A 23029-nucleotide genomic window follows, 5' to 3' on the forward strand; every position below is an offset into this window, starting at 1 on the left:
TGTCTCTGGCTTCAAACTCAGCTTCTCCGGGTATCCAGAGCAAGGTTGAGTTCTAGCACATTGACGCGCAGCTCGCCTATGATCCCCAGCAGACGACCTTCGGTCGCCTGCTCGACCAGCGTCGCCACATCCGTTTCCGCAAGCCCGCGTGCCTTGGCAACGCGGGAAACCTGCTCGCGGGCGAAAGCCGGCGAAATATGCGGGTCAAGGCCGGAACCGGACGCCGTGCCGCCGTCGGCGGCGATTTCCCCTGTTATACCGCTGGCGCGCAGCTTCTCGACGTCGGCAGCAACGCGGTCCTTCAGCTTGACCGAGGTCGGGCCGAGGTTGGAGCCGGTCGAACCACCAGCGTTATAGGCTTCAGGACCGGTCGCGGAGGGCCGCGGCCAGAAATATTTGTCGGAGGTGAAATTCTGCCCGATCAGATCAGAGCCGACGACGGTGCCATCGATGCGGATCAGGCTGCCATTGGCTTGCACGGGCATCAATGCCTGGGCAACGCCGGTGATCGCGAAGGGGTAGGCAAGGCCGGTGATCGCGGTCAAGAGCAGGGCCATGACGATTGCGGGGCGAAGTTGGTTCAACATGATTACACCAGATTGAGAGCGGAGACGACGACGTCGACGAGCTTGATGCCGGCAAAGGGCAGGATCAGGCCGCCGAGGCCGTAGACCAGCAGGTTGCGGCGCAGGAGCGCGGCGGCGCCGACCGGGCGATACTTGACCCCCTTCAACGCCAGCGGGATGAGCGCGACGATGATCAAGGCGTTGAAGATGACCGCCGACAGGATCGCCGATTGCGGCGACGACAGCCCCATGATGTTGAGCGCGGCCAGCGCCGGATAGGTGGTGATGAACAGCGCCGGGATGATGGCAAAGTATTTTGCCACGTCGTTGGCGATCGAGAAGGTCGTCAGCGAGCCGCGCGTCATCAAGAGCTGCTTGCCGATCTCGACGATCTCGATGAGCTTCGTCGGGCTGGAATCGAGATCGACCATGTTGGCCGCCTCGCGCGCCGCCTGCGTACCGGTCTGCATCGCCACGCCGACGTCGGCCTGGGCGAGCGCCGGCGCGTCATTGGTGCCGTCGCCGCACATGGCGATCAGGCGGCCGCCCTGCTGCTCCTTGCGGATAAAGCCGAGCTTGTCTTCCGGCGTCGCCTCGGCGAGGAAGTCGTCGACGCCCGCTTCCGACGCGATTGCCGCTGCCGTGACCGGGTTGTCGCCGGTCACCATGACGGTGCGGATACCCATGGCCCGGAGGGCCGCGAAGCGCTCCTTGATGCCGGGCTTGACCACGTCCTTGAGGTGAATGACGCCGAGCAGGCGATTGCCGTCGGCAACGGCAAGCGGCGTGCCGCCGGTGCGCGCGACCTGGTCGACGGCGCGGCGAAATTCGGCCGGCACGTTTTCGTCGCGAACGCCAGCGAATTTCAGGATCGAATCCACGGCACCCTTGCGCAGCCGGCGACCGCCGAAATCGACGCCCGACAGTCTCGTTTCGGCAGCGAAGGGCACGACGGCGTCGATTGCCAAAGCTCCTGTTTGAACCGAGCCGCCACCGACCGCCAAAGCCACGACCTCGCGGCTCGTCTGCTTGCCGGAAACGGGCAGGGACACCGCCGGCGCATGACGACCGAATTCACCGGTCGCAAGTGCGGCAATCGACCGGCCCTCCGGCGTCTCGTCGGCAAGGCTTGCCAGCAGCGCGGCATCGGCAAGCTCGGCATCCGTCACGCCGGGAACCGGCATGAAGTTGGCGGCCATGCGGTTGCCGAAGGTGATCGTGCCAGTCTTGTCGAGTAGCAGCGTATCGACGTCGCCCGCCGCCTCGACGGCGCGACCCGATGTCGCGATGACGTTGAAACGCACCAGCCGGTCCATGCCGGCAATGCCGATTGCCGACAGCAGACCGCCGATGGTGGTCGGAATCAAGGTGACGAGCAGTGCTGCAAGAACCGTGACCGACAGAACCGTGCCGGAATAGCCGGCAAGACCCCAAAGCGTCACGACGGCAACCAGGAAGACCAGCGTCAGGCCCGAAAGCAGGATCGACAGCGCGATCTCGTTCGGGGTCTTCTGGCGCTGCGCACCTTCGATAAGCGCGATCATGCGGTCGACGAAGGTGTCGCCGGGCGCCGTGCCGATGCGCACCTTGATCCAGTCGGACAGCACCTGCGTGCCGCCGGTGACGGCGGAGCGGTCGCCGCCGGACTCGCGGATCACGGGTGCGGATTCGCCGGTGATCGCGCTTTCGTTGACCGACGCGACGCCCTCGACGACGTCGCCGTCGCCGGGGATCAATTCCCCGGCTTCGACCAGCACGAGGTCACCGACCTTCAGCGAAGTGGCGGCGATCGTCTGCGTTTCACGACCCTCCGCCGAGACCAGCTTACGGGCCGTCAGTTCGGACTTGGTGCGACGCAGGCTGTCGGCCTGCGCCTTGCCGCGCCCTTCGGCGACCGCTTCGGCGAAGGTGGCAAACAGCACCGTGAACCACAACCATGCGGCAATCTGCCCCGAAAACAGCGGACTGCCGGTCCCGGTCGCAAGATCGCGAATGAAGAAGACCGTGACCATGGCTGCCACCACCTCGGTGACGAAGATCACCGGGTTGCGAACAAGCTGGCGCGGGTCGAGCTTGGTGAATGCGGCCTTGAATGCCGGCAGGAGAATCGCCGGGTCGACAAGGCTCGGGGCGACGGGTTTCGAAGACATTGTTTGTTCCTTCAGAAGGTCTGGCCCGAGAGCATGGCGAATTGCTCAACGATGGGACCAAGCGCAAGGGCCGGGAAATATTGCAAGCCCCCGAGGATGAGGATGATGCCGATGAGCAGGCCGACGAAGAGCGGCGTGTGCGTCGGGAAGGTTCCCTTGGAAGCGGGAACGCGCGTCTTGGCGGCGATCGAGCCGGCAATCGCCAGCACCGGTATCGCATAGGCAAAGCGGCCGAGCAGCATCGCGAAACCGAGCGTGGTGTTGTACCAGGGCGTGTTGGCCGAGAGGCCGCCGAAGGCGGAGCCGTTGTTGCCGGTTGCCGAGGTATAGGCGTAGAGGATCTCCGACAGGCCGTGCGGACCTGATGTGCCGATACTGGCGACGGACGAGGGCATGACGGCGGAAATCGCGGTGAAGCCGAGGATCGAAGCCGGCAGGATGAGGATCGCCAGCATCGCGTATTTCATCTCGCGGCCCTCGATCTTCTTGCCAAGCAGTTCGGGCGTGCGCCCGACCATCAGGCCGGCGACGAAGACGGCGAGGATTGCGAAGACGACCATGCCGTAAAGGCCGGAGCCGACGCCGCCGGGCAGCACTTCGCCAAGCTGGATCAAGAGCATGGGAACAAGGCCGCCGATGCCGGTGAAGGAACCGTGCATGCCGTTGACTGCACCGGTCGAGATACCGGTGGTCACACCGGCATAGGCCGCCGACATGGCCTGGCCGAAGCGGACTTCCTTGCCTTCCATGTTGCCGAGGGACGCCTCGAGGCCGAGCCCATGCAGGATCGGGTTGCCATAGCTTTCCGCCCAATAGATGACACCGATGCCGGCAATCAGCAGGGTCGCCATGGCAGCGATGAAGGCCCAACCCTGGCGGCGGTCACCGACCATCTGGCCGAAGGTGTAGACGAGCGCAGAGGTAATGGAGAGCATCGCGAAGATCGACAGGTAGTTGCTGAGCGCTGTCGGGTTCTCGAACGGGTGCGCCGCGTTGGCGTTGAAGAAACCGCCGCCATTGGTGCCGAGCTGCTTGATCGCTTCCTGGCTCGCGACCGGGCCGAGCGCGATCGTCTGCTGTACGCCTTCGAGCGTGGTGGCGCTGACGGAGGCATGGAAGGTCTGCGGCATGCCCATCGCGACGAAGGCGAGTGCGACGAGGACCGCGAGCGGCAGCAGCACGTAGAGTGTCGAACGGGTCAGATCGACCCAGAAATTGCCGAGCGTCGCGGCACCGGAGCGGGCAAAGGCGCGGGTGACGGCAAGCGCGATGGCAATGCCTGTCGCAGCCGAGACGAAGTTCTGCACCGTGAGGCCAGCCATCTGGCTGAAATGGCTCATGGTGGTCTCGCCGCCATAGGACTGCCAGTTGGTGTTGGTGAGGAAGCTGACCGCCGTGTTGAAGGCGAGATCCGCCGGCACGTCGGCAAAGCCTTGCGGGTTCAGCGGCAGCGATCCCTGGAAACGCAGGATGGCATAGAGAAGCGCGAAGCCGGCCGCGCTGAAGGCGAGCATCGACAGCGTATAGGCGAGCCAACCCTGCTCCTTCCTGGCATCGACGCCGGCCGCCAGATAGAGCCCGCGTTCGACGGGTCCGAGAACCGGAGAAAGGAAATTGCGATCACCGGCGAAAACCCGCGCCATATAGAGGCCAAGCGGCTTGATCGCGAGGAAGACGGCGAGGAAGAGGAGGCCGATCTGCAGCCACCCGATAATAGACATGAGGAATTCTCCGCAAAATACGGCTGAACGACTAGAACCGTTCCGGTCGAACGAGGGTCACGATGAGATAGGCCGCGAGCGCAAAAGCGACGGCGAGGCCGACGAAGGTTTCGAACATCGATGCCTCCTAGAGCCGGCTGAGCGTGTGCGCATAGAGCGCAAACACGACAAGGCCGCCGATGCCGGCGGCAAGAAAAAGTAGATCGGACATGTGCATTCTCCAGGACTGGATTGGAGCCGGATCATGCGCCCTGTGCGGGTCAATTATCGATTGGGATGGTTTTGCGAGCGCATAAGGAAAAGATAAGGACGCCGCAGCTGCCGAAAGGCAGCTAACGCATTGGCGGCGTCAGAGCGTTTCCGGTTTAAGCGGAGGCGCAGAAACGCTCTATCTCTTTGTTTTTACGCGTTTCCTGACGAAAAACCGCTTCGCACTTTTTCTGGAAATGCTTTAGCCCTTGATGATCGGGCTTATCGTCGGTGTCTCTTCGTTGGTCACTTCGCGCATCCATTCGCGCCAGATGGCGACGAGCAGTGCCATCAGCACCGGGCCGACGAACAGGCCGAGAAAGCCCATGGTCTTGACGCCGCCGACCAGGCCGAAAAAGGTCGGCAGGAATGGCAGCTTGATTGGCCCGCCGACGAGGCGCGGACGCAGCGTCTTGTCGACGATGAAGAGTTCGGTCGTGCCCCAGGTAAACAGCGCGATGCCGTGAACCGGCGAGCCGCTGGCAACCAGATAGACCGAAACCAGCGTGAAGCAGAGCGGCGCACCACCGGGGATCAGCGCCATCAGGCCGGTGATGATGCCGAGCGTGACCGGCGACGGAACGCCAGCCAGCCAATAGGCAACGCCGAGCACGATGCCCTCGCCGATGGCGATGATGCCCATCCCGGTCACCGTCGAGCTGATCGTCATTGGCACCACGCGCGACAGCCGTTCCCAGCGCATCGGGAAGATGCGCTCGCCGAGATGGTCGAGTTGCTTGGAGAAAGACTGCCCGTCGCGGTAGACGAAGAACAGCGTGATCAGCATAAAAAGCAGCGTCAGGAAGGCATGAAACGCCGAAGCGCCGATGACCAGAACGCCGCGATAGATATTGCCGATGTTGGAGCCGCTGACGAGTTGCACCAGTTCGCCGAGCGCGCCGGGATGGCCGACATATTTCACCCACTGCGCGCCGAGCCAGGCGCCGGCGATCGGGATCGTCGTCAGCCAGGCGGGCACGCCCGCACCGTTGGCATTGGTCTCGACCGCCCAGACCAGCCAGTCGCGCACTTCGTCGACCGCATAGACCGCAGCGACCGAGATCGGAACGACGATGAAGGCGATGACGCAGATGATGGCAATGGTTGCCGCCAGCGTGCGGTTACCGTCGACGGCCGCAAGCAGGCGGCGATAGATGGGCCAGCTGGCAAAACCGATGACGACGGCGGCCAGAACAGGGACAAGGAAGCCGTGGAAGAAATAGACGCCGGCCAGAAGCACGAAGACGAGCATCCAGCGCGCCGCAGTGATCGGACCAACCAGAGCCGAGCGCGACGTCGCCGCATACCCGAAGAGCCGCGGCTCTGCGGGAAGGTTTTCTCGTTCGCGATTGCCCAGTTGCACCAACATTCCTCCGTCTCAGACGACCTTACAACAAACCAGGGGTCTTGCCAGCCTGTACAGCGCCGCGCATCTACTGCAAAGACGCGCAAAGGTCGCTGTACCACGATCTGATGCATGATCTTGCCCTTAAATCGATCCCGATCTAAGGGCAAAATCATGAGTAGCGCCGCAATGACCCCGGTTTACGGTAGTTTCAGGGCCGCAGCTGAGGCTAGCGGCGGGACATGACAGAAAAATTTAGCGGCGCGCAAGCTCTCGGGCCTTATTTGATCGCAGCAGTCATTCTGCCGCACGTATCGCGGCCCGCCTCGTCGTCTCGGCGCGATCGACGAAAACCGACGCCAGGAAGATGCCGAAGCCGGCAACACCCATGACGGCGCCGACAAGGCCGGTCGAGGTCCAGCCATAGCCTGATGCAATGGACCAGCCGCCAAGCCAGGCGCCGAGGGCATTGGCAAGGTTGAAGGCGGAATGGCTGAGTGCGGCGGCAAGCGTCTGCGCTTCGCCCGAAACATCCATCAGCCGGGTCTGCACCCCCGGCACGACGGCAAAGCCGCCGCCGATGAACAGGACGTTGACGATGGCGATCCACGGATTGCCCATGGTGAAATAGAACAGCACATAGGCAAAGATGTTGAAGGCGAGCGCGATACCGATCGCCGGCAGCAGCGCCCAGTCGGCAAGCCGCGAACCGACGATGTTGCCGAGGATCATGCCAGCGCCGAACACCGACAGCATGATCGGCACATTGGCGACGGAAACGCCCGCGACCTCCGTCAATGCCGGGGCGATGTAGCTGAAAACGGCAAACATGCCGCCGCAGCCGATGGCGCAGATGCCGAGCATCAGCCACACCTGCAGCTTGCCCAGGGCGCCAAGCTCGCGCAGCGGCGTCGCCTGCGGATTGCCCCTGTCGCGCGGCACGTAGGACCAGGTGAGCGCAATGGTCAAAAGGCTGATGCCGCCGACGATGGCGAAGGCCGAACGCCAGCCGAGCGCCTGACCGAACCAGGCAACAAGCGGCGTTCCGAACAGGGTCGCGATCGTCAGGCCCATCATCACGCGCCCGACGGCACGCGCCCGCTGGTTGGGTGCAGCCAGCCCGGCAGCCACGAGTGCCGCCACGCCGAAATAGGCACCGTGCGGAAGGCCGGCAAAGAAGCGCGCCGCAACCAGCGTGTAGAAATCCGGGGCGATGGCGCTTGCGAAATTGCCGATCGCAAACAACAGCATCAGCACCAGAAGCACGCGAAAGCGCGAAAACCGCGCCGCAAGCACCGCGATCAACGGTGCGCCGACGACAACGCCGAGCGCATAGGCGCTGATCACCGCACCGGCCTTCGGCACCGAAACGCCGACATCGTCGGCCACCTGCGGCAGCAACCCCATGATGGCGAATTCGCCCGTACCGATCCCGAACCCGCCAACGGCGAGCGCAACTTCGGCAACGGAGATGCGGCTTCGGCGCGGATCGACGGCAGAAGAATAGGCTTCGTCACACATGAGCAATGACCTGTGTCGTCCGCTCCGAGAAGCGGAATAAATCTGTGGGTGCTGATAACGGGTATCGGACGGTATCCGATGGGGGATATGCTGCAATGCAATACAGGCTTTAGGCCCGGCTGGCAAAGGGTTTGCGGCACTCATCATACTTTTTCGGGCGCGAGCAAACCAGGCCGGTTAACCGTTAGCTGAGTTGACGTTTACGTCAAAGTTATATAATCCCGAATCTCGGCTTGAAGAGGTGTCGCAAAAGCATCATCTTCATCGGCAAGAGAAGACCGGGAGGGTTACTTCTTTGGCCGCAAGCAAGGCCAGCCTGTGGCGACCAGAGGGAGAGAGGTCATGGCGGAACTCAACACGCAACCAACAGGTACCAGCCCGGAGAAGATCTGGCTGAAATCCTATCCGCCGGGCATTCCCGCCGAGATCGGCCCGCTGCCCTACAAATCGATCGGCGATTTTTTCGACCATGCCGTCGCGCGCTACTCGCGCCGCTTCGCCTTTACCTGCATGGGCAAATCGCTGACCTTCTCCGAACTCAATGCCGAATCCGCCAAGATAGGCGCCTGGCTGCAGGCACGCGGGTTGTCGAAGGGCGACCGCGTCGCGGTGATGATGCCGAACATCCTGCAGAACCCGGTGATCGTGTACGGCATCCTCAGGGCAGGCTTCACGGTCGTCAACGTCAACCCGCTCTACACGCCGCGCGAACTGGAGCACCAGCTCGTGGACTCTGGCGCCAGGGCAATCTTCGTGCTTGAGAATTTCGCCCATACGGTCCAGCAGGTGGCCGCCAAGACCAGCATCAAGCATGTGGTGGTCGCAACGATGGGCGACATGCTCGGCCTCAAGGGCGCGATCGTCAATCTGGTCGTGCGCCGGGTCAAGAAGCTCGTGCCCGCCTGGTCGATCCCCGGTCACCATTCCTTCAAGTCCGTGCTCGCCGAAGGCGGCCGCCTGAAGCTGACCAAGCCCAACGTCGCACCGAGCGACGTCGCTTTCCTGCAATACACCGGTGGCACCACGGGCGTTTCCAAGGGCGCGACGCTCACCCATTCCAACCTCTTGTCGAACATGGCGCAGATGGAAATCTGGTTCGACACTGCGTTCCGCTCGCGGCCGCGCCCCGACAATCTCGTCTTCATGTGCGCGCTGCCGCTCTACCATATCTTCGCGCTGACGGTGAACTCGCTGATGGGCCTTGCCACCGGTGGCAATAACATCCTGATCCCCAATCCGCGCGACATCCCCGGCTTCGTCAAGGAACTCGGCAAGTACAAGACCAACATCTTCCCGGGCCTCAACACGCTGTTCAATGCGCTGATGAACAACGCCGAATTCCAGAAGCTCGACTTCTCGTCGCTGATGCTCACCTTCGGCGGCGGCATGGCCATCCAAAGACCGGTTGCCGAACGCTGGCACAAGATGACGGGATGCCCGATCGCCGAAGGCTACGGCCTTTCCGAGACCTCGCCGGTCGCCACCGCCAACCTTCTCGACTCCACCGAGTTTACCGGCACGATCGGCTTGCCGATCCCCTCGACCGAGGTCGAGATTCGCGACGACCAGGGCAAGACCCTGCCGATCGGCGAAGTCGGCGAAATCTGCATTCGCGGGCCGCAGGTGATGGCGGGCTACTGGCAGCGGCCGGACGAGACCGCCAAGGCGATTTCGCCCGACGGTTTCTTCCGCTCCGGCGATATCGGCTTCATAAACCCGGCCGGCCTCGTCAAGATCGTCGACCGCAAGAAGGACATGATCCTCGTTTCGGGCTTCAACGTCTTCCCGAACGAGGTCGAGGAAGTGGCGATGACCCATCCCGGCATTCTCGAATGCGCGGCGATCGGCGTTCCCGACGAACATTCGGGCGAAGCAGTCAAGCTGTTCGTCGTTCGCAAGGATCCCGATCTGACCGAAGAGGACGTCAAGCGGCATTGTGCGGCCAATCTCACCAACTACAAGCGGCCGCGCTTCGTCGAGTTCCGCACCGAATTGCCGAAAACCAATGTCGGCAAGATCCTGCGCAAGGACCTCCGGGGCTAAGGGCCGCCTCAACTTAAAACGATTTAAAAAATCCTGAAAACCGCCATCCCGGCGGTTTTGCGGGCTTGATTCGGACAATGCAAAGCGAATAGCTACGCAGGCGACTGTCCGACACAAGGAGCCCCGCGATGAAAGCGCTTGTCGACCAACTCAAAGCAACCGCCGCGCAGACCAATGCGACCGATATCCGCGCCGCCTTCGCGAGCGATGCCGAACGCTTCTCGCGCTTCAGCACCTCGCTCGACGATCTGCTGCTCGACTATTCGAAATGCGCGGTGAACGATCAGGTGCTCGACGGCCTCGAGGCGCTGGCAAAAGCTGCCAAGGTCGAGGAAAAGCGCGATGCGATGTTCCGCGGTGACATCATCAACATTACCGAGGAGCGGGCCGTGCTGCACACGGCACTGCGCAATCGCGGCAATCGCCCCGTCATGGTCGATGGCAGGGACGTGATGCCCGACGTCAACGGCGTGCTCGAAACCATGGGCGCCTTTGCCGATGGCATCCGCTCGGGGGCGCTGAAAGGTGCTACCGGCAAGAAGATCACCGATGTGGTCAATATCGGCATCGGCGGCTCGGATCTCGGCCCGGTGATGGCGACGCTGGCGCTGGCGCCGTTCCATGACGGCCCGCGCCTGCATTTCGTCTCCAACATCGATGGCGCGCATATCGCCGATACGCTGAAGCTCGTCGATCCGGAAACGACGCTCTTCATCGTCGCCTCCAAGACCTTCACGACCATCGAGACGATGACCAACGCGGCGACGGCCCGCGCCTTCATCGCCGGCAAGCTCGGCGAAGCCGCCGTCGGCCACCACTTCGCCGCGGTATCGACCGCGCTCGACAAGGTCGCGGCTTTCGGCATCGACCAGGCGCGCGTGTTCGGCTTCTGGGATTGGGTCGGCGGCCGCTATTCGATCTGGTCGGCGATCGGCCTGCCGCTGATGATCGCCATCGGCAAGGAGAATTTCGGCCGCTTCCTCGATGGCGGCCATGCCATCGACGAGCATTTCCGCACCGCACCGATCCGCCAGAACCTGCCGATGCTGCTTGGCCTCCTCGGCTTCTACCACCGCAATGTTCTCGGCTATCCCTCGCGCGCGATCCTGCCCTATGATCAGCGCCTGTCGCGCTTTCCGGCCTACCTGCAGCAGCTCGACATGGAATCGAACGGCAAGGCGGTCACGCTCGACAGCAAGCCGGTCGAATTTTCGACCGGCCCGGTCGTCTGGGGCGAACCCGGCACCAATGGCCAGCACGCCTTCTACCAGCTGATCCATCAGGGCACGGACGTTATCCCGGCCGAGTTCATGATTGCCGCCAATGGCCACGAGAAGAACCTGCGCCACCAGCACGAGCTGCTGATTGCCAATTGCCTCGCCCAGTCGGAAGCCCTGATGAAGGGCCGCACGCTTGCCGAGGCGAAGGCGCAGCTGACCTCCAAGGGCATGGCGGACGCGAAGGCGGACAGAATAGCGCCGCACCGCGTCTTTGCCGGCAACCGCCCGTCGCTGACGCTGGTCTACGACCAGCTCGATCCTTTCGCGTTCGGCCGGCTGATCGCACTCTACGAGCATCGCGTCTTCGTCGAAGGCGCGCTCTTCAACATCAACTCCTTCGACCAGTGGGGCGTCGAGCTTGGCAAGGAGCTTGCGACAGGCCTTCTGCCGGTGGTCGAAGGCAAGGAAAGTGCTGAAGGTCACGATTCGTCAACGGCCGGCCTTGTCGCCGTGCTGCTTGGGGCTGCCCGTTAAAAAGACATGGACCGGGGTGCGATTGTCGCCCCGGTCCGCTCATGCCGCGCAGGCCGGCAGCGCCTTGACGCCGGACAGGCGGAGCATGTCCATCAGATCCAGGCCCGAGAGGATCTGGAAATAGCTTTCGTCGGAGCGGATGCGTATCCAGGCATCGACCGTGATCTTCTGGCCGGCCGGATAAGCACCGGTCCAGCAGCCGCCGGAAAAGGCGACAGAAAGACTCCCTCGTCCTTTCGCCTCAGCCCCTTTGGTCGCCGCAATTTTTTCCTGCATATCGCGCAGGCGCTCGGCATCGGCCGACGCCAAGGTCAGGACGTAGAGCGTCTGGCCGTGCCGCATCCGTTCGGTCAGATCAGGCGCTCCGGTATTGCCGGACTGGATCTGAAGCGCAAAACGGCGGGTGTCGAGCGCAGCACCATCCGCCTTCCACGAAATCCCGAGCATCGCATCACCGCGCCTGAGCGAAAGCGCCTCCGGCACCAACAAGGCAACCCGCAGCTCTGAGGGATCGGACTTGAGCGGATCGACGCTCGACAGTTTTTCAAGGGAGCCGACATTGAGAGCCGCGCAGGCGGCAAGCACATTGAGCGATAGAAAAAGGCATGGATTCATCAAAATACGGAAAGACATGAAATGCACCAAAATCATAATTGACGCGAATTAATTATCGTTTTACATTAAAAAAACAAGTGAGCCGATAAGGAATTTTTTAATGACTGGATCCCCCGAGCGGCTGCGCAAACTGAGCCGCATCATGAAGCTGATGGTCGTCCTGTGTGGCGCGCTGTTCTGCTCGGCCGTTGTCTACGGGCATTGGCAGATCTTCTTCGATCGGGCCGGCTTCGAGCAGGGCATTCGCGACGTCGTCTTCCCGAGGGTCTCGACGATCACGCTCTCCTATCGGGCGATCGTGACCGTCGTACTTCTCACCGCCTTGAACAATGCGCTGGTCATTGCGGGGCTCGCCTTTGCCTGGCAGCTTTTCGACGGTTTCGAGCGCGGAGAGATCCTCTCCGGCCGCAATGGTGTCCTGCTGAAGCGGATCGGCATCATCGCGCTCGTCGGCTCCCTCTGCATCGTTGTCAGCAACGCGATCGGCGTGATGGCCGTCACCTACGACAACCCCGGTGCAGCCGACCATTCCGTTTTCATCGATATCAATGGAGGAACGGTGATCATTCTGCTGATGGCCGGCCTGCTTCTGGTGCTCGGCCACGTCATCGTCATCGCGTCGGGGGTGGAAGCCGAAAACCGGAGCTTCGTCTAGCGGATGCCGATTGTCGTAAACCTCGACGTCATGCTGGCAAAACGCAAGGTGCGCTCCCGCGACCTCGCAGAGCAGGTCGGCATCACCGAGCAGAACATATCCCTTTTGAAATCCGGCAAGGTCAAAGGCGTGCGCTTCGACACGCTGGAAAAGATCTGCGCCGTTCTCGACTGCCAGCCGGGCGACATTCTCGAATATCGTCCGACGGAAGAGGAGAAAGGCTGAGTTGCGAGCGGGCTCTTCTCAGAGCCCGATTTCGTGTTTCCACGGCGGGTTGGCGCCGGCACGCGACACGGTGACGGCAGCCGCCTTGGCGCCCAGCGCCAGCGCATCGCGGACCGCACTTTCGGAGAGGTTGGCGACGGCGTCCTTGGTGAGGAGCCCGCTCAGCTTCAGCGAGGCCAGAACGCCGGCATCGAAAGTGTCGCCGGCGCCGACCGTATCGACGACCGTGACGCGTTCGCCGGCAACCTCGACCTTGTGGCGCGTGGTGTAACCGACGGCCCCATCGGCGCCCTTGGTGATCAGCACCAGCTTCGGCCCACGCTTCAGCCACTCGGCGGCGAGATCGTCGTGGCTGCCGGTCATGCCGAACCAGTCGAGATCTTCATCGGAGAACTTGATGATGTCGGACATCGCCGCCATGCGGTTCATGCGGGCGAGATGGGCTTCGCGGTCCTTGATGAAGCCCGGCCGGATGTTCGGGTCGAAGGAGATGACCCGTTTTTCGTGTTCGCGAGTCATCAGCGCTTCATAGGTCGAACCGCAGGGCTCTGGGATGAGGCTGATGGCGCCGAAGTGCAGCGCCTCGCAGAAGTCGCCGAGCGCCGGCAAGTGATCCCTGGTGATCATGCGCCCTGCGGTATTCTCGTCGAAGAAAGCGTAAGTGGCATGGCCGTTGACGAGCTTGACGAAGGCAAGCGTCGTGTGCAGCGACAGGGTCGCGCAGGGGCCGAAGTCGACATTCGCCGCCTTCAGCGTTTCGCGGAGGATATCGCCAAACATGTCGTCGGAAAGGCCGGTGAAGAAGCCGGTGGGAATGCCGAGCCGACCGAGCGCGATCGCCGTATTGAAGATCGCCCCGCCGGCATAGGGTGCAAACGCACTCTCGCGTGCGGTCGTGTCCCGCGGCAACATGTCGATCAGCGCTTCACCACAACATACGATCATCGGCATTTCTCCCCTGAAGACATTTCAACTGATTTCCATGACTTTCCGCGAAATCCCAGCGCGCCGCCTATTGGGCGGCAAGCGCGCTGACACCACCATTGCGGCCCGACCAGGCCAGCGGGTCGTTGAGGAAGGCCTCGACTTCGCCAAGCGTCTTGTCATCGAACAGCGCCTGCTCGCGGGCAACGGCCAGCACGTTGCGCCATGTGGCGATCCAGTGCAGGTCGACACCCTTCCGCTTCATGTCGCCAACGGCTTCGGGGAAGATGTCGTAGTAGAAGAGCGCGATGCCATGGTCGACGATGCCGCCAGCAGCACGGATCGCGTCGATGAACTTGAACATCGAGCCACCGGCCGTCGTCAGGTCCTCGATCACCAGAACACGCGCGCCCTCCGGCATGTGGCCCTCGATCTGGGCGTTGCGGCCATGCCCCTTCGGCGCCTTGCGCACGTAGACCATCGGCAGGCCGAGGCGCTCGGCCAGCATCGCCGCAAAAGGAATGCCCGCCGTCTCGCCGCCGGCAACGACGTCGAACTGCTCGAAGCCGGCCTCGCGCAGGATGGATGCGGCCGCGAAATCCATGACCGCCGAACGGATGCGCGGATAGGAGATCAGCTTGCGGCAGTCGATATAGACCGGGCTCGCCATGCCGGACGAGAGCTTGTAGGGCTTGTCGGCGCTGAAATGCACCGCCTTGATCTCCCAGAGCATCTTCGCGACCAGCTCGGCCATGACGGACTTGTCGGTGAACGCGTTGGAAAACATCAAACTCTCCTTCAATTTCGGCAGCGCCGCGCGTCCGTCCGACGCGCAAAGGTCGCTGTAACAGTTGCGCTCCTGCCTGTTCCTGTCCCTGGATCGATTCCGATTCAGGAACCTAAGCAGTCGCGATCAGACGACGGCCCAGTGCAGCGGGAACATCGGATCAAAAACGGTGACAAGGCCGGCGCCGGTGTCGATCTTGGCGGGATAGCTCACGGCCTCCTGCTGCTTGCGCAGCGTGATCGTCTCCTCGTTGACCGGCAGGCCGTACCAGGCCGGGCCGTTCAGAGACGCGAAGGCTTCGAGCTTGTCGAGCGCGTTTTCCTCCTCGAACACATGGGCAAGGCAGCTCATGGTGTTGATCGAGGTGTAGATGCCGGCGCAGCCGCAGGCGCATTCCTTCAGCGGATCGACATGCGGCGCCGAGTCGGTGCCGAGGAAAAAGCGTGCATCACCCGATGTCGCCGCCGCGCGCAGGGCTAGGCGGTGGTTCTCGCGCTTGGCAACCGGCAGGCAGTAGTAATGCGGCTTGATACCGCCGACGAGAATGGCGTTGCGGTTGATGATCAGGTGATGCGTGGTGATCGAGCCGGCGAGATTGGCCTTCGACGCCTTGATGTAGTCGATGCCGTCCTTGGTGGTGACATGCTCCATCGTGACTTTCAGTTCCGGCAGGCGCTTGCGCAAGGGATCGAGCACCGTTTCGATGAACACCGCCTCGCGGTCGAAGATATCGACGTCCGAGGTCGTCACTTCGCCGTGGACGCAGAGCTGCAGGCCGATCTTGGCCATGCGCTCCAGCACCGGCATTGCCTTGTCGATGTCGCGAACGCCGCTGTGCGAGTTGGTCGTGGCACCGGCCGGATAGAGCTTGACGGCCTTGACGAGACCGCTTTCGTGGCCGGCCTCGACGTCGTCGGGGTCCGTGCCCTCGGTCAGATAGAGCGTCATCAGCGGCTCGAAGCGGTCACCCGCCGGAATCGCGGCGACGATCCGGTCGCGATAGGCCGCCGCGTCGGCCGCGGTGACCACCGGCGGCACGAGGTTGGGCATGATGATCGCGCGGGCGAAATGGCGGCTGGTATCGGCGATGACGCCCTTCAGCATGTCGCCGTCGCGCAGGTGAAGGTGCCAATCATCCGGCCGGCGGATAACGAGGTCTTGCATGGTCAGCGTTCTCCTAACTCAGAGCAGGATGGCGGAAAACAGCTTACACTTTTCCTCATCCGGCTCTCGTGCTCGCGCCCGATCCGCGCGCGCAGCTTTGCAGCCGGCAGGTGCGGGCGACGGGCGGTAACTCATGTGGTGAAACCGCGTCTCGATATCACCAATGCGCCCGGGAACACAATCCGCAATCCGACCATCGCTCAGAAATCCGCAAGCACGAGGTCGGCGGGCCGCTGGCGGTCGACGACCCGATGGGCATTCGGAATGTCGTTGCCGAGGGCCTTGCGCCGTGCAGCCTCCGCATCATAGCCATGATCGTACCAACGCTTGAGCAAGCGCCGCTCCAGCTCTTCGATGCCGGGATTGATGAAGATGGAGAAGTCGAAGGCACCGTCGAGCTTCGTCCATGGCGCCTCGTCGAGCAGCAGATAATTGCCCTCGACGAGAATGATGCGGGTATCGGCCGCCACAACCCGCGCCGAGGCGATCGCCAGTTCGCGCGAGCGATCGAAGACCGGGACCAGCACTTCGCCATCGTTGGCCCTGACGGCGGCGATCGTCGCCAGGAACGACCTGGCGTCGAAGGTCTCGGGCGCGCCTTTGCGGGCAAGCAGGCCCTTCTGCTCGAGCACCGCATTGTCCATGTGAAAGCCGTCCATCGGCAGCACGGCCGCCTTTTCTCCTGCTGCTACCAGCGCTTCGGCAAGCGCATCGGACAACATCGATTTTCCGGCGCCGGGCGGGCCGGCAATCGCCACGACGAAACGGGCGGCTCCGGCCGCCCGTTGCAGGATTTGATCAACCACCGGCGCTACATTCATGCGGCGAGCGCCTCGCGCGGCGGCTCCTTGGCGCCGGTCATGAAGGCGACGGCATCCGACATCGTGTGCTCCTTCGGGTTGATGACGCAGAGCCGCTTGCCAAGCCGGTGGATGTGGATGCGGTCGGCCACCTCGAACACATGCGGCATGTTGTGCGAGATGAGCACGATCGGCAGGCCGCGCGAACGCACGTCGAGGATCAGCTCCAGCACCCGCCGGCTTTCCTTGACGCCGAGAGCTGCCGTCGGTTCGTCCATGATCACCACCTTGGAGCCGAAGGCTGCAGCTCGCGCCACAGCCACGCCCTGGCGCTGGCCGCCCGAAAGGGTTTCCACCGCCTGGTTGATGTTCTGGATGGTCATCAGGCCGAGCTCGGACAGCTTTGCCCGTGCTCGCTTCTCCATCTCCGTGCGGTCGAGCGTGCGGAAGAGCTTACCGATGATGCCCGGCTTGCGGATCTCGCGGCCGAGAAACATGTTGTCGGCGATCGAGAGCGCCGGCGACAGCGCCAGGTTCTGGTACACGGTCTCGATGCCGGCCGTGCGCGCCTCCATCGGCGAGCGGAAGTGGATCTGCTGCCCTTCAAGCCGGATCACGCCTTCATCAGGCGTGATGGCGCCGGAGATCGCCTTGATCATCGAGGACTTGCCGGCGCCGTTGTCGCCGATGACGGCCAGGATCTCGCCCGGGTAAAGGTCGAAATCGGCATGATCGAGGGCAGTGACGCGACCATAACGCTTGACCAGGCCGCGCGCGGTGAGAATGGGTTCCTGAGCCATCAGCTTGCTACCTTTCGGATCCATTGGTCGATTGCGACGGCAGTGATGATCAGCACGCCGGTGAGGAAGACTTTCCATTGCGGATCGGCGCCCAGCATGTTGAGGCCCATGGAGACCACACCGACGATCATCGCGCCGATCAGGGTTCCAAGGATCGATCCGCGTCCGCCGAAGAGCGAGATGCCGCCGATCACGGCTGCGGTGATGGCCTGCAGATTGTAGTCGGTGACGGCTGCCGAAGGCGAGATCGAGCCGTTGCGGCCGATCGAGACCCAGGCTGCAAGTGCCGCGATCAGGCCGGCCAGCGTATAGGCGCTGAGCAGCACGCGGCTGGTGCGGATACCGGAAAGCTTGGCCGCCTCGGGATCGTCGCCGACCGCATAGAGGTGCCGCCCCCAGGCGGTATGGTTGAGCGCATACCAGAGGCCAAGGACCAACACGACCATCATCACCACGCCGAGCGTGAAGACGGCGGATCCCACCTTGAAGCTGACGCCGAAGAGGTGAAGCATCGGGGTGACCGCGGTCACATCGGCCTCGCGGATCGTCGCATTGGCCGAGTAGATGAAGTTCGTCGACATGATGACGTACCAGGTGCCGAGCGTCACGATGAACGGCGGAAGCTTGACCCTGGAGACGAGGAAACCGTTGAGGAAGCCGCAGGCGCCGCCGACGAGGAAACCGATGAAGATCGCGATCGGCGCGGGAAGGCCGTAGGTCACGGCGCAATTGCCCATGATCACCGCCGAAAGCACCATGATCACGCCGATCGAAAGGTCGATGCCGGCCGTCAGGATCACCAATGTCTGCGCGGCGCCCAGGATGCCGACAATGGCGATCTGCTGGAGGATCAGCGTCAGTGTATAGGACGAGAAGAACTTTCCACCGATCGTCAAACCGAAGATCAGGATCGCCGCGACCAGCACGATGAACGGCACGGCCGCCGGCGTCGAATGCAGGAAATGCTGGATCTTCTGGATCGCAGTCTTGTCATGCGTATCGAACGACGCGACCTGCGTCGAACTGTTGACCAGGACTTTTTCGAATTCCTGGGATGGCTGTGCGGCTGTATTGGGCTCGCCCATGGACCTTCCTCCCGTGAACCCCACTCCCAAGGGGTTGCGATGCAATTTGGTGCACAGCCCGCCCACCGTGTGGCGGGCATCAGCACTCACTCAAGAAGCTGCGCGGTTTTCGACGCCTTGTCAAAGACATCGGCGCTTACGCGAAGGGCGGCCGGGGCCGCCCTTCCGTTACTGGCTTATGCGTTCGAAGAGCGGAAGCGATCAGCCCCAGCACTTCTCCGTCCCGACCTTGACGTCGATCGATTCGACGCCGGCAGCCGGCTTGTCGGTGACGAGCGAAACGCCGGTATCGAAGAAGTCCTTGCCTTCGGTCGGCTTCGGCTTTTCACCGCTGTCGGCAAACTTCTTGATCGCCTCGATGCCGAGTGCGGCCATCATCAGCGGATACTGTTGCGAGGTCGCGCCGATGACACCTTCGGCCACCGACTTGACGCCGGGGCAACCGCCGTCAACCGATACGATCAGCACGTCCTTCTCCTTGCCGACGGCTTTCAGCGCCTGATAGGCGCCGACTGCGGCCGGCTCGTTGATGGTGTGGATCACGTTGATATCCGGATCCTTCTGCAGAAGGTTTTCCATCGCCTTGCGGCCACCTTCTTCGTTGCCGTTGGTGACGTCGTGACCGACGATGCGGGCATCGTCTTCATCGCCGATCTTGTTCGGATCCTTCGGGTCGATGCCGAAGCCGATCATGAAGCCCTGGTCGCGCAGAACGTCGACTGTCGGCTGCGACGGCGTCAGATCGAGGAAGCCGACCTTGGCGGTCTTGGCGCCCTCGCCCATCGTGGCGGCAGCCCACTGCCCGATCAGCTTGCCGGCGAGCAGGTTGTCGGTTGCGAACGTCGCGTCGGCGGCGGTGGCCGGATCAAGCGGCGTGTCGAGGGCGATGACCAGAAGACCGGCTTCCTGCGCCTTCTTCACCTGGTCGACGATCGCCTTGGTGTCGGAAGCGGCGATCAGGATGCCCTTGGCGCCGTCAGCGATGCAGGATTCGATCGCAGCCACCTGGCTGTCATGGTCGCCGTCGATCTTGCCGGCATAGGCCTTCAGCGTGACGCCGAGCTCCTGGGCCTTGGCGGTGGCGCCTTCCTTCATCTTGACGAAGAAGGGATTGGTGTCGGTCTTGGTAATCAGGCAGGCGCTGACATCGGCGGCCTGCGCCGGAGCGGCGAACACGACGCCAAGCGACAGCACGCCGAACGCGGCGGAGAGAACAGTCTTCTTCATGTAATCCTCCCAAGGATGAAAAACGCGCCGGCGGACCGGCCCAGGCCTCGCCGCCACAGCATTCTCCTCCGCTGCAGCAGGCGCTTCCGGAGCAAAAACAAACACTAAATTTCGGGGGTGTCAATAAATAAATCAAATTGAATTATTATTTCGATGTGGCATTCTTGGGATAACGGCGATCCGGCGCCATCCGGGTCGGCGCGCAAATTGACAGCTCCGCCCAGAGCGGAAACAACAGACCCGCGCCAAGCGGGCACTTATGCCAACGGGAGGAGACGGTGGCATGTCATTGACCGACGGCCCCGACAGGGGACCGATGCAACCTGACGTCATCGACCCGAGCGGCGGGGCGAACCAGACACGCGTGCGCGCCTATAACGAAAGGCTGGTGATGTCGCTGGTTCGTCGTCACGGCGGGCTCTCGAAGGCGGACATCGCCCGGCGCTCCGGGCTTTCGGCGCAGACCGTTTCCGTCATCATGCGGGCGCTTGAAAGCGATGGCCTGCTGGTGCGCGGCGCGCCGGTTCGCGGCCGCGTCGGCCAACCGTCGACACCGATGCGGCTCAACCCGGATGCGGTGTTTTCCTTCGGGGTGAAGATCGGACGTCGAAGTGCAGACCTGGTTCTGATGGATTTCGTCGGCAATATCCGCCTGCAGCTGCACCAGATCCATGCCTATCCCCTGCCCGGCGAGCTCGTCGACTTCATCATCGGCGGCATCGAGAAACTCGAGAGGCAACTGAGCGCTGAGGAGCGCAAACGCATCGCCGGCATCGGCATCGCCACACCCTTCGAACTGTGGAACTGGGCGGAAGAAGTGGGCGCGCCGCGCGAAGAAATGAACCGGTGGCGCGATATCGATCTGCAGGCGATCGTCGCGCAACGCACCCGCCATCCGGTTTTTCTGCAGAACGACGGAACCAGCGCCTGCGGCGCCGAGCTCGCCTTCGGCGTCGGCGCCAGCTATCCCGACTTCGTCTATTTCTACATCGGCTCGTTCATCGGCGGCGGCATCGTCATCAATTCCGCGCTCTTTTCCGGCCGGACCGGCACCGCCGGCGCCGTCGGCCCGCTGCCGGTTTCCGGCAAGGACGGCAAGACAATCCAGCTCCTCAAGATCGCCTCGGTCTTCGTGCTCGAAAACCTGCTGCGCAGCCGCGGCATCGACCCGAAGCCGCTGTGGTATTCGGCCGACGACTGGATCGATTTCGGTGAGCCGCTGACCATCTGGATCGACGACAGTGCCGCGGCCCTTGCCCAGGCGGTCGTCTCCGCCGCCTCGATCATCGATTTCTCCGCCGTCGTCATCGACGGCGGTTTCCCGCCCTGGGTCCGCGCCCGGCTTCTGACCGCAACGCGCAAGGCTCTCTACGACCTCGATCTCCAGGGCGTGACAATTCCGGAACTGGTGGAAGGCATGGTCGGGAGCCATGCGCGCGCCATCGGCGGCGCGAGCCTGCCGTTGTTCTCCCGCTACCTGCTCGACACCAACGTCCTCTTCAAGGAGCTCAGCTGATGCTGAAAGGCATAAACCCGATCCTCAGTCCCGAGCTGCTCGCAACACTCAGGGCAATGGGCCATGGCGACGAGATCGCGCTGGTCGACGGCAACTATCCCGGCCAGGAACATGCCCGCCGACTGGTTCGGCTCGACGGCCACGGGCTGATCCCGGTGCTCGACGCCATTCTCAGCGTCTTGCCGATCGACGATTTCGTGCCTGCCGCGATCTTCCGCGCCACGGTCAAGCAGGACCGGGATGCGCTCGATCCGGTTCATCGGGAGATCATCGATTGCTGCGGCAGGCATGAGCCGGCGCGAACGGTCGTTCCGCTGCTCGGCCCCGAATTCTATCCGCGGGTGCAGGCGGCGCACACCAGCGAGCCGCGGCTTTACGGCAACGTCATCCTGCGCAAGGGCGTGATCTACCCCTGACGGATTGGGGTCTAAAACGAAGAAACCCGCCGGCGGAACCGGCGGGTTTCTTCGTTTGAATCTAGAATGGCTTAGGCGCGGCGTGCGTCGATCGACAGCGCGCCCGGGCCGAAGGCCGCAAGCACCAGGAAGCCGCCGGCAACCGAGATGTTCTTCATCATCATCAGGCCGTTGAAGACGGTCAGCAGGCCGTTGGCTTCCGGCGGGAAGGTCGGGATGTTGATCGCACCGCCGTGGAAGACGAAAGCGGTAACCAGGCAGAACAACGCAAGCAGATAGGCAGCAATCTTCGTCTGGAAGCCGACGAGAACGGCAAGACCGCCGATCAGCTCGAAGGCGCCGGCGAGATAGGCAAGTGCGGTTGCTGCGGGCCAGCCGGCATTGGCGATCATTCCGGCGGTGCCGGCGGGATCTGTCAGTTTGCCGAACCCGGAGATGATGAACATGATCGAAAGGAGAATGCGCCCGATGAGGACGACGACATTCTGAGACATGCGAGGCTCCTGTGAGAAACGAGTGTTGGCAGCAGAAGTATCAGCATTTTCAAATTCATCTAGCCGCACGCCCGGCGACAGATCGTTCACAGCCTAGAGACAACCGGGATTTATCGTCAACCGACATTTGGGTCTGAGCACTGTCTGCGCAGTCCTTTTCTTCGTCGGGAGCGCGGGTTCGGCCTCAAGTGTTCTTTTCTGTTGCAACGAAGGGGCCGCTGCGCGAAATTCAGGCGCGGCAGGGGACGCCGCGCGGGGGCATCTCATGAACGAAATCAACAGGAGCCCGGCCTTCTGGCGCTCATTCGCGATCTTCGAAGGGTTCGACAAGACGACGATCGAGGAACTTGCCGAGATTGCCACCTATCGCAAGTGGCCGGCGGGCACGGTGATCTTCCAGCGCGGCGACGAAGGCAACTACATGATCGTCGTCATATCGGGCCGCATAAAACTGTCGCTAATCACGCCGCAGGGCCGCGAACTGATGCTGCGCCAGCATGAAGCCGGTGCGATTTTCGGCGAGATGGCGGTGCTCGACGGCCAGGCACGATCGGCAGATGCAACAGCGCAGACCGCGGCCGAAGGCTATGTGATCGGCAAGAAGGCCTTTCTCGACATGGTCACGACCCGGCCTGCGGCAGCCGAGTCCGTCATCCGCTTTCTCTGCGCGCAGCTGCGCGACACCACCGAGCGGCTGGAAACCATCGCGCTCTACGACCTCAATGCCCGCGTCGCCCGGTTCTTCCTGGCCACGCTCCGGCAGATCCACGGCAACGAGCTTCCCGAAAGCGCCAATCTGCGCCTGACGATGAGCCAGACGGATATCGCCGGCGTGCTCGGCGCCAGCCGCCCCAAGGTCAACCGGGCCATCCTGTGGCTTGAAGAGAGCGGTGCGATCAAGCGGGGAGACGGCATCATCGCCTGCAAGGTCGGCCGGCTGCTCAGCATCGCCGATCCAGAAGAGGATTAGGC

22 protein-coding genes are annotated in these 23029 nt (G+C 62.8%); 7 read left to right on the plus strand and 15 right to left on the minus strand.

The window, feature by feature from the left end; all coding sequences use genetic code 11:
• Nucleotides 1–17: 17 nt before the first annotated feature.
• From kdpC to BC360_RS06465, 6 genes are all read right to left on the minus strand, one after another.
• Entirely contained in the window at nt 18–587 is a 570-nt protein-coding gene (kdpC, locus tag BC360_RS06435) for a potassium-transporting ATPase subunit KdpC (protein ID WP_065794645.1), read from the minus strand.
• Between the two features lie 2 nt (nt 588–589).
• The gene (gene kdpB, locus BC360_RS06440) at nt 590–2716 is read right to left on the minus strand and encodes a potassium-transporting ATPase subunit KdpB (protein ID WP_065794646.1); all 2127 of its coding nucleotides are present in this window, start codon (nt 2714–2716) and stop codon (nt 590–592) included.
• Between the two features lie 11 nt (nt 2717–2727).
• Nucleotides 2728–4437: a potassium-transporting ATPase subunit KdpA gene (gene kdpA, locus BC360_RS06445; protein WP_065781400.1), complete on the minus strand. Its 1710-nt coding sequence runs from the start codon at nt 4435–4437 to the stop codon at nt 2728–2730.
• 31 nt (nt 4438–4468) lie between these two features.
• Nucleotides 4469–4555 (minus strand): K(+)-transporting ATPase subunit F, encoded by an 87-nt coding sequence (gene kdpF / locus BC360_RS33100; RefSeq protein ID WP_065794647.1) that lies wholly within the window; start codon nt 4553–4555, stop codon nt 4469–4471.
• A 333-nt stretch (nt 4556–4888) separates the two neighbouring features.
• Nucleotides 4889–6049 carry an AI-2E family transporter gene (locus BC360_RS06460; RefSeq protein ID WP_065781432.1) on the minus strand — a complete coding sequence of 387 codons (1161 nt, stop codon included), beginning with the start codon at nt 6047–6049 and terminating at the stop codon, nt 4889–4891.
• Nucleotides 6050–6328: 279 nt separating this feature from the next.
• A complete protein-coding gene (locus tag BC360_RS06465; protein WP_053248808.1) occupies nt 6329–7552 on the minus strand; it encodes an MFS transporter in 1224 nt (407 codons plus the stop codon).
• A 342-nt stretch (nt 7553–7894) separates the two neighbouring features.
• On the opposite strand from BC360_RS06465, the gene BC360_RS06470 reads away from it, so the two are divergent.
• Together BC360_RS06470 and pgi are read left to right on the plus strand one after the other, a co-directional pair.
• Nucleotides 7895–9595: a long-chain fatty acid--CoA ligase gene (locus tag BC360_RS06470; protein ID WP_065794648.1), complete on the plus strand. Its 1701-nt coding sequence runs from the start codon at nt 7895–7897 to the stop codon at nt 9593–9595.
• 128 nt (nt 9596–9723) lie between these two features.
• Entirely contained in the window at nt 9724–11349 is a 1626-nt protein-coding gene (gene pgi / locus BC360_RS06475; RefSeq protein WP_065794649.1) for a glucose-6-phosphate isomerase, read from the plus strand.
• A gap of 39 nt (nt 11350–11388) precedes the next feature.
• Here the strand turns inward: pgi and BC360_RS06480 are convergent, their stop codons facing one another.
• Nucleotides 11389–11982 carry a hypothetical protein gene (locus BC360_RS06480; protein WP_139109936.1) on the minus strand — a complete coding sequence of 198 codons (594 nt, stop codon included), beginning with the start codon at nt 11980–11982 and terminating at the stop codon, nt 11389–11391.
• A gap of 82 nt (nt 11983–12064) precedes the next feature.
• Between BC360_RS06480 and BC360_RS06485 the strand changes: the two genes are divergently transcribed.
• Together BC360_RS06485 and BC360_RS06490 are read left to right on the plus strand one after the other, a co-directional pair.
• Nucleotides 12065–12619, plus strand: a complete 555-nt coding sequence (locus BC360_RS06485) for a DUF2975 domain-containing protein (protein WP_065794651.1) — start codon at nt 12065–12067, stop codon at nt 12617–12619.
• A gap of 3 nt (nt 12620–12622) precedes the next feature.
• The gene (locus BC360_RS06490; protein WP_065781406.1) at nt 12623–12844 is read left to right on the plus strand and encodes a helix-turn-helix domain-containing protein; all 222 of its coding nucleotides are present in this window, start codon (nt 12623–12625) and stop codon (nt 12842–12844) included.
• Between the two features lie 18 nt (nt 12845–12862).
• Here the strand turns inward: BC360_RS06490 and BC360_RS06495 are convergent, their stop codons facing one another.
• From BC360_RS06495 to BC360_RS06525, 7 genes are all read right to left on the minus strand, one after another.
• Nucleotides 12863–13789: a carbohydrate kinase family protein gene (locus BC360_RS06495; RefSeq protein ID WP_065794652.1), complete on the minus strand. Its 927-nt coding sequence runs from the start codon at nt 13787–13789 to the stop codon at nt 12863–12865.
• A 67-nt stretch (nt 13790–13856) separates the two neighbouring features.
• Nucleotides 13857–14555, minus strand: a complete 699-nt coding sequence (locus tag BC360_RS06500) for an orotate phosphoribosyltransferase (protein ID WP_065794653.1) — start codon at nt 14553–14555, stop codon at nt 13857–13859.
• A 126-nt stretch (nt 14556–14681) separates the two neighbouring features.
• Complete coding sequence (gene pyrC / locus BC360_RS06505; RefSeq protein ID WP_065794654.1) at nt 14682–15719, minus strand: dihydroorotase; 1038 nt, start codon at nt 15717–15719, stop codon at nt 14682–14684.
• 200 nt (nt 15720–15919) lie between these two features.
• Complete coding sequence (locus tag BC360_RS06510) at nt 15920–16540, minus strand: nucleoside triphosphate hydrolase (protein WP_065781410.1); 621 nt, start codon at nt 16538–16540, stop codon at nt 15920–15922.
• The gene (locus BC360_RS06515) at nt 16537–17319 is read right to left on the minus strand and encodes an ATP-binding cassette domain-containing protein (RefSeq protein ID WP_065781411.1); all 783 of its coding nucleotides are present in this window, start codon (nt 17317–17319) and stop codon (nt 16537–16539) included. Before BC360_RS06515 ends, BC360_RS06510 begins: the two co-directional genes overlap by 4 nt.
• Nucleotides 17319–18404, minus strand: a complete 1086-nt coding sequence (locus tag BC360_RS06520) for an ABC transporter permease (RefSeq protein WP_065781412.1) — start codon at nt 18402–18404, stop codon at nt 17319–17321. Before BC360_RS06520 ends, BC360_RS06515 begins: the two co-directional genes overlap by 1 nt.
• A 201-nt stretch (nt 18405–18605) precedes the next feature.
• Nucleotides 18606–19631 (minus strand): sugar ABC transporter substrate-binding protein, encoded by a 1026-nt coding sequence (locus BC360_RS06525; protein ID WP_065781413.1) that lies wholly within the window; start codon nt 19629–19631, stop codon nt 18606–18608.
• 283 nt (nt 19632–19914) lie between these two features.
• Here BC360_RS06525 and BC360_RS06530 point away from each other — a divergent pair, with 283 nt between their 5' ends.
• Nucleotides 19915–21147 carry an ROK family transcriptional regulator gene (locus tag BC360_RS06530; protein WP_065781414.1) on the plus strand — a complete coding sequence of 411 codons (1233 nt, stop codon included), beginning with the start codon at nt 19915–19917 and terminating at the stop codon, nt 21145–21147.
• Nucleotides 21147–21563 carry an RbsD/FucU family protein gene (locus tag BC360_RS06535; protein WP_065794655.1) on the plus strand — a complete coding sequence of 139 codons (417 nt, stop codon included), beginning with the start codon at nt 21147–21149 and terminating at the stop codon, nt 21561–21563. The genes BC360_RS06530 and BC360_RS06535 overlap by 1 nt, the downstream gene beginning before the upstream one ends.
• 71 nt (nt 21564–21634) lie before the next feature.
• Here the strand turns inward: BC360_RS06535 and BC360_RS06540 are convergent, their stop codons facing one another.
• Nucleotides 21635–22057, minus strand: coding sequence for a DoxX family protein (locus BC360_RS06540; protein ID WP_065781416.1), 423 nt, complete (start codon nt 22055–22057; stop codon nt 21635–21637).
• 265 nt (nt 22058–22322) lie between these two features.
• Here BC360_RS06540 and BC360_RS06545 point away from each other — a divergent pair, with 265 nt between their 5' ends.
• On the plus strand, nt 22323–23027 hold the full coding sequence (locus BC360_RS06545) for a Crp/Fnr family transcriptional regulator (RefSeq protein ID WP_065781417.1): 705 nt from the start codon (nt 22323–22325) through the stop codon (nt 23025–23027).
• Nucleotides 23028–23029 lie beyond the last annotated feature (2 nt).

This window comes from Ensifer sp. LC163 (genome assembly GCF_001695855.1).
In the GTDB taxonomy this organism is placed as follows: Bacteria; Pseudomonadota; Alphaproteobacteria; order Rhizobiales; family Rhizobiaceae; genus Ensifer.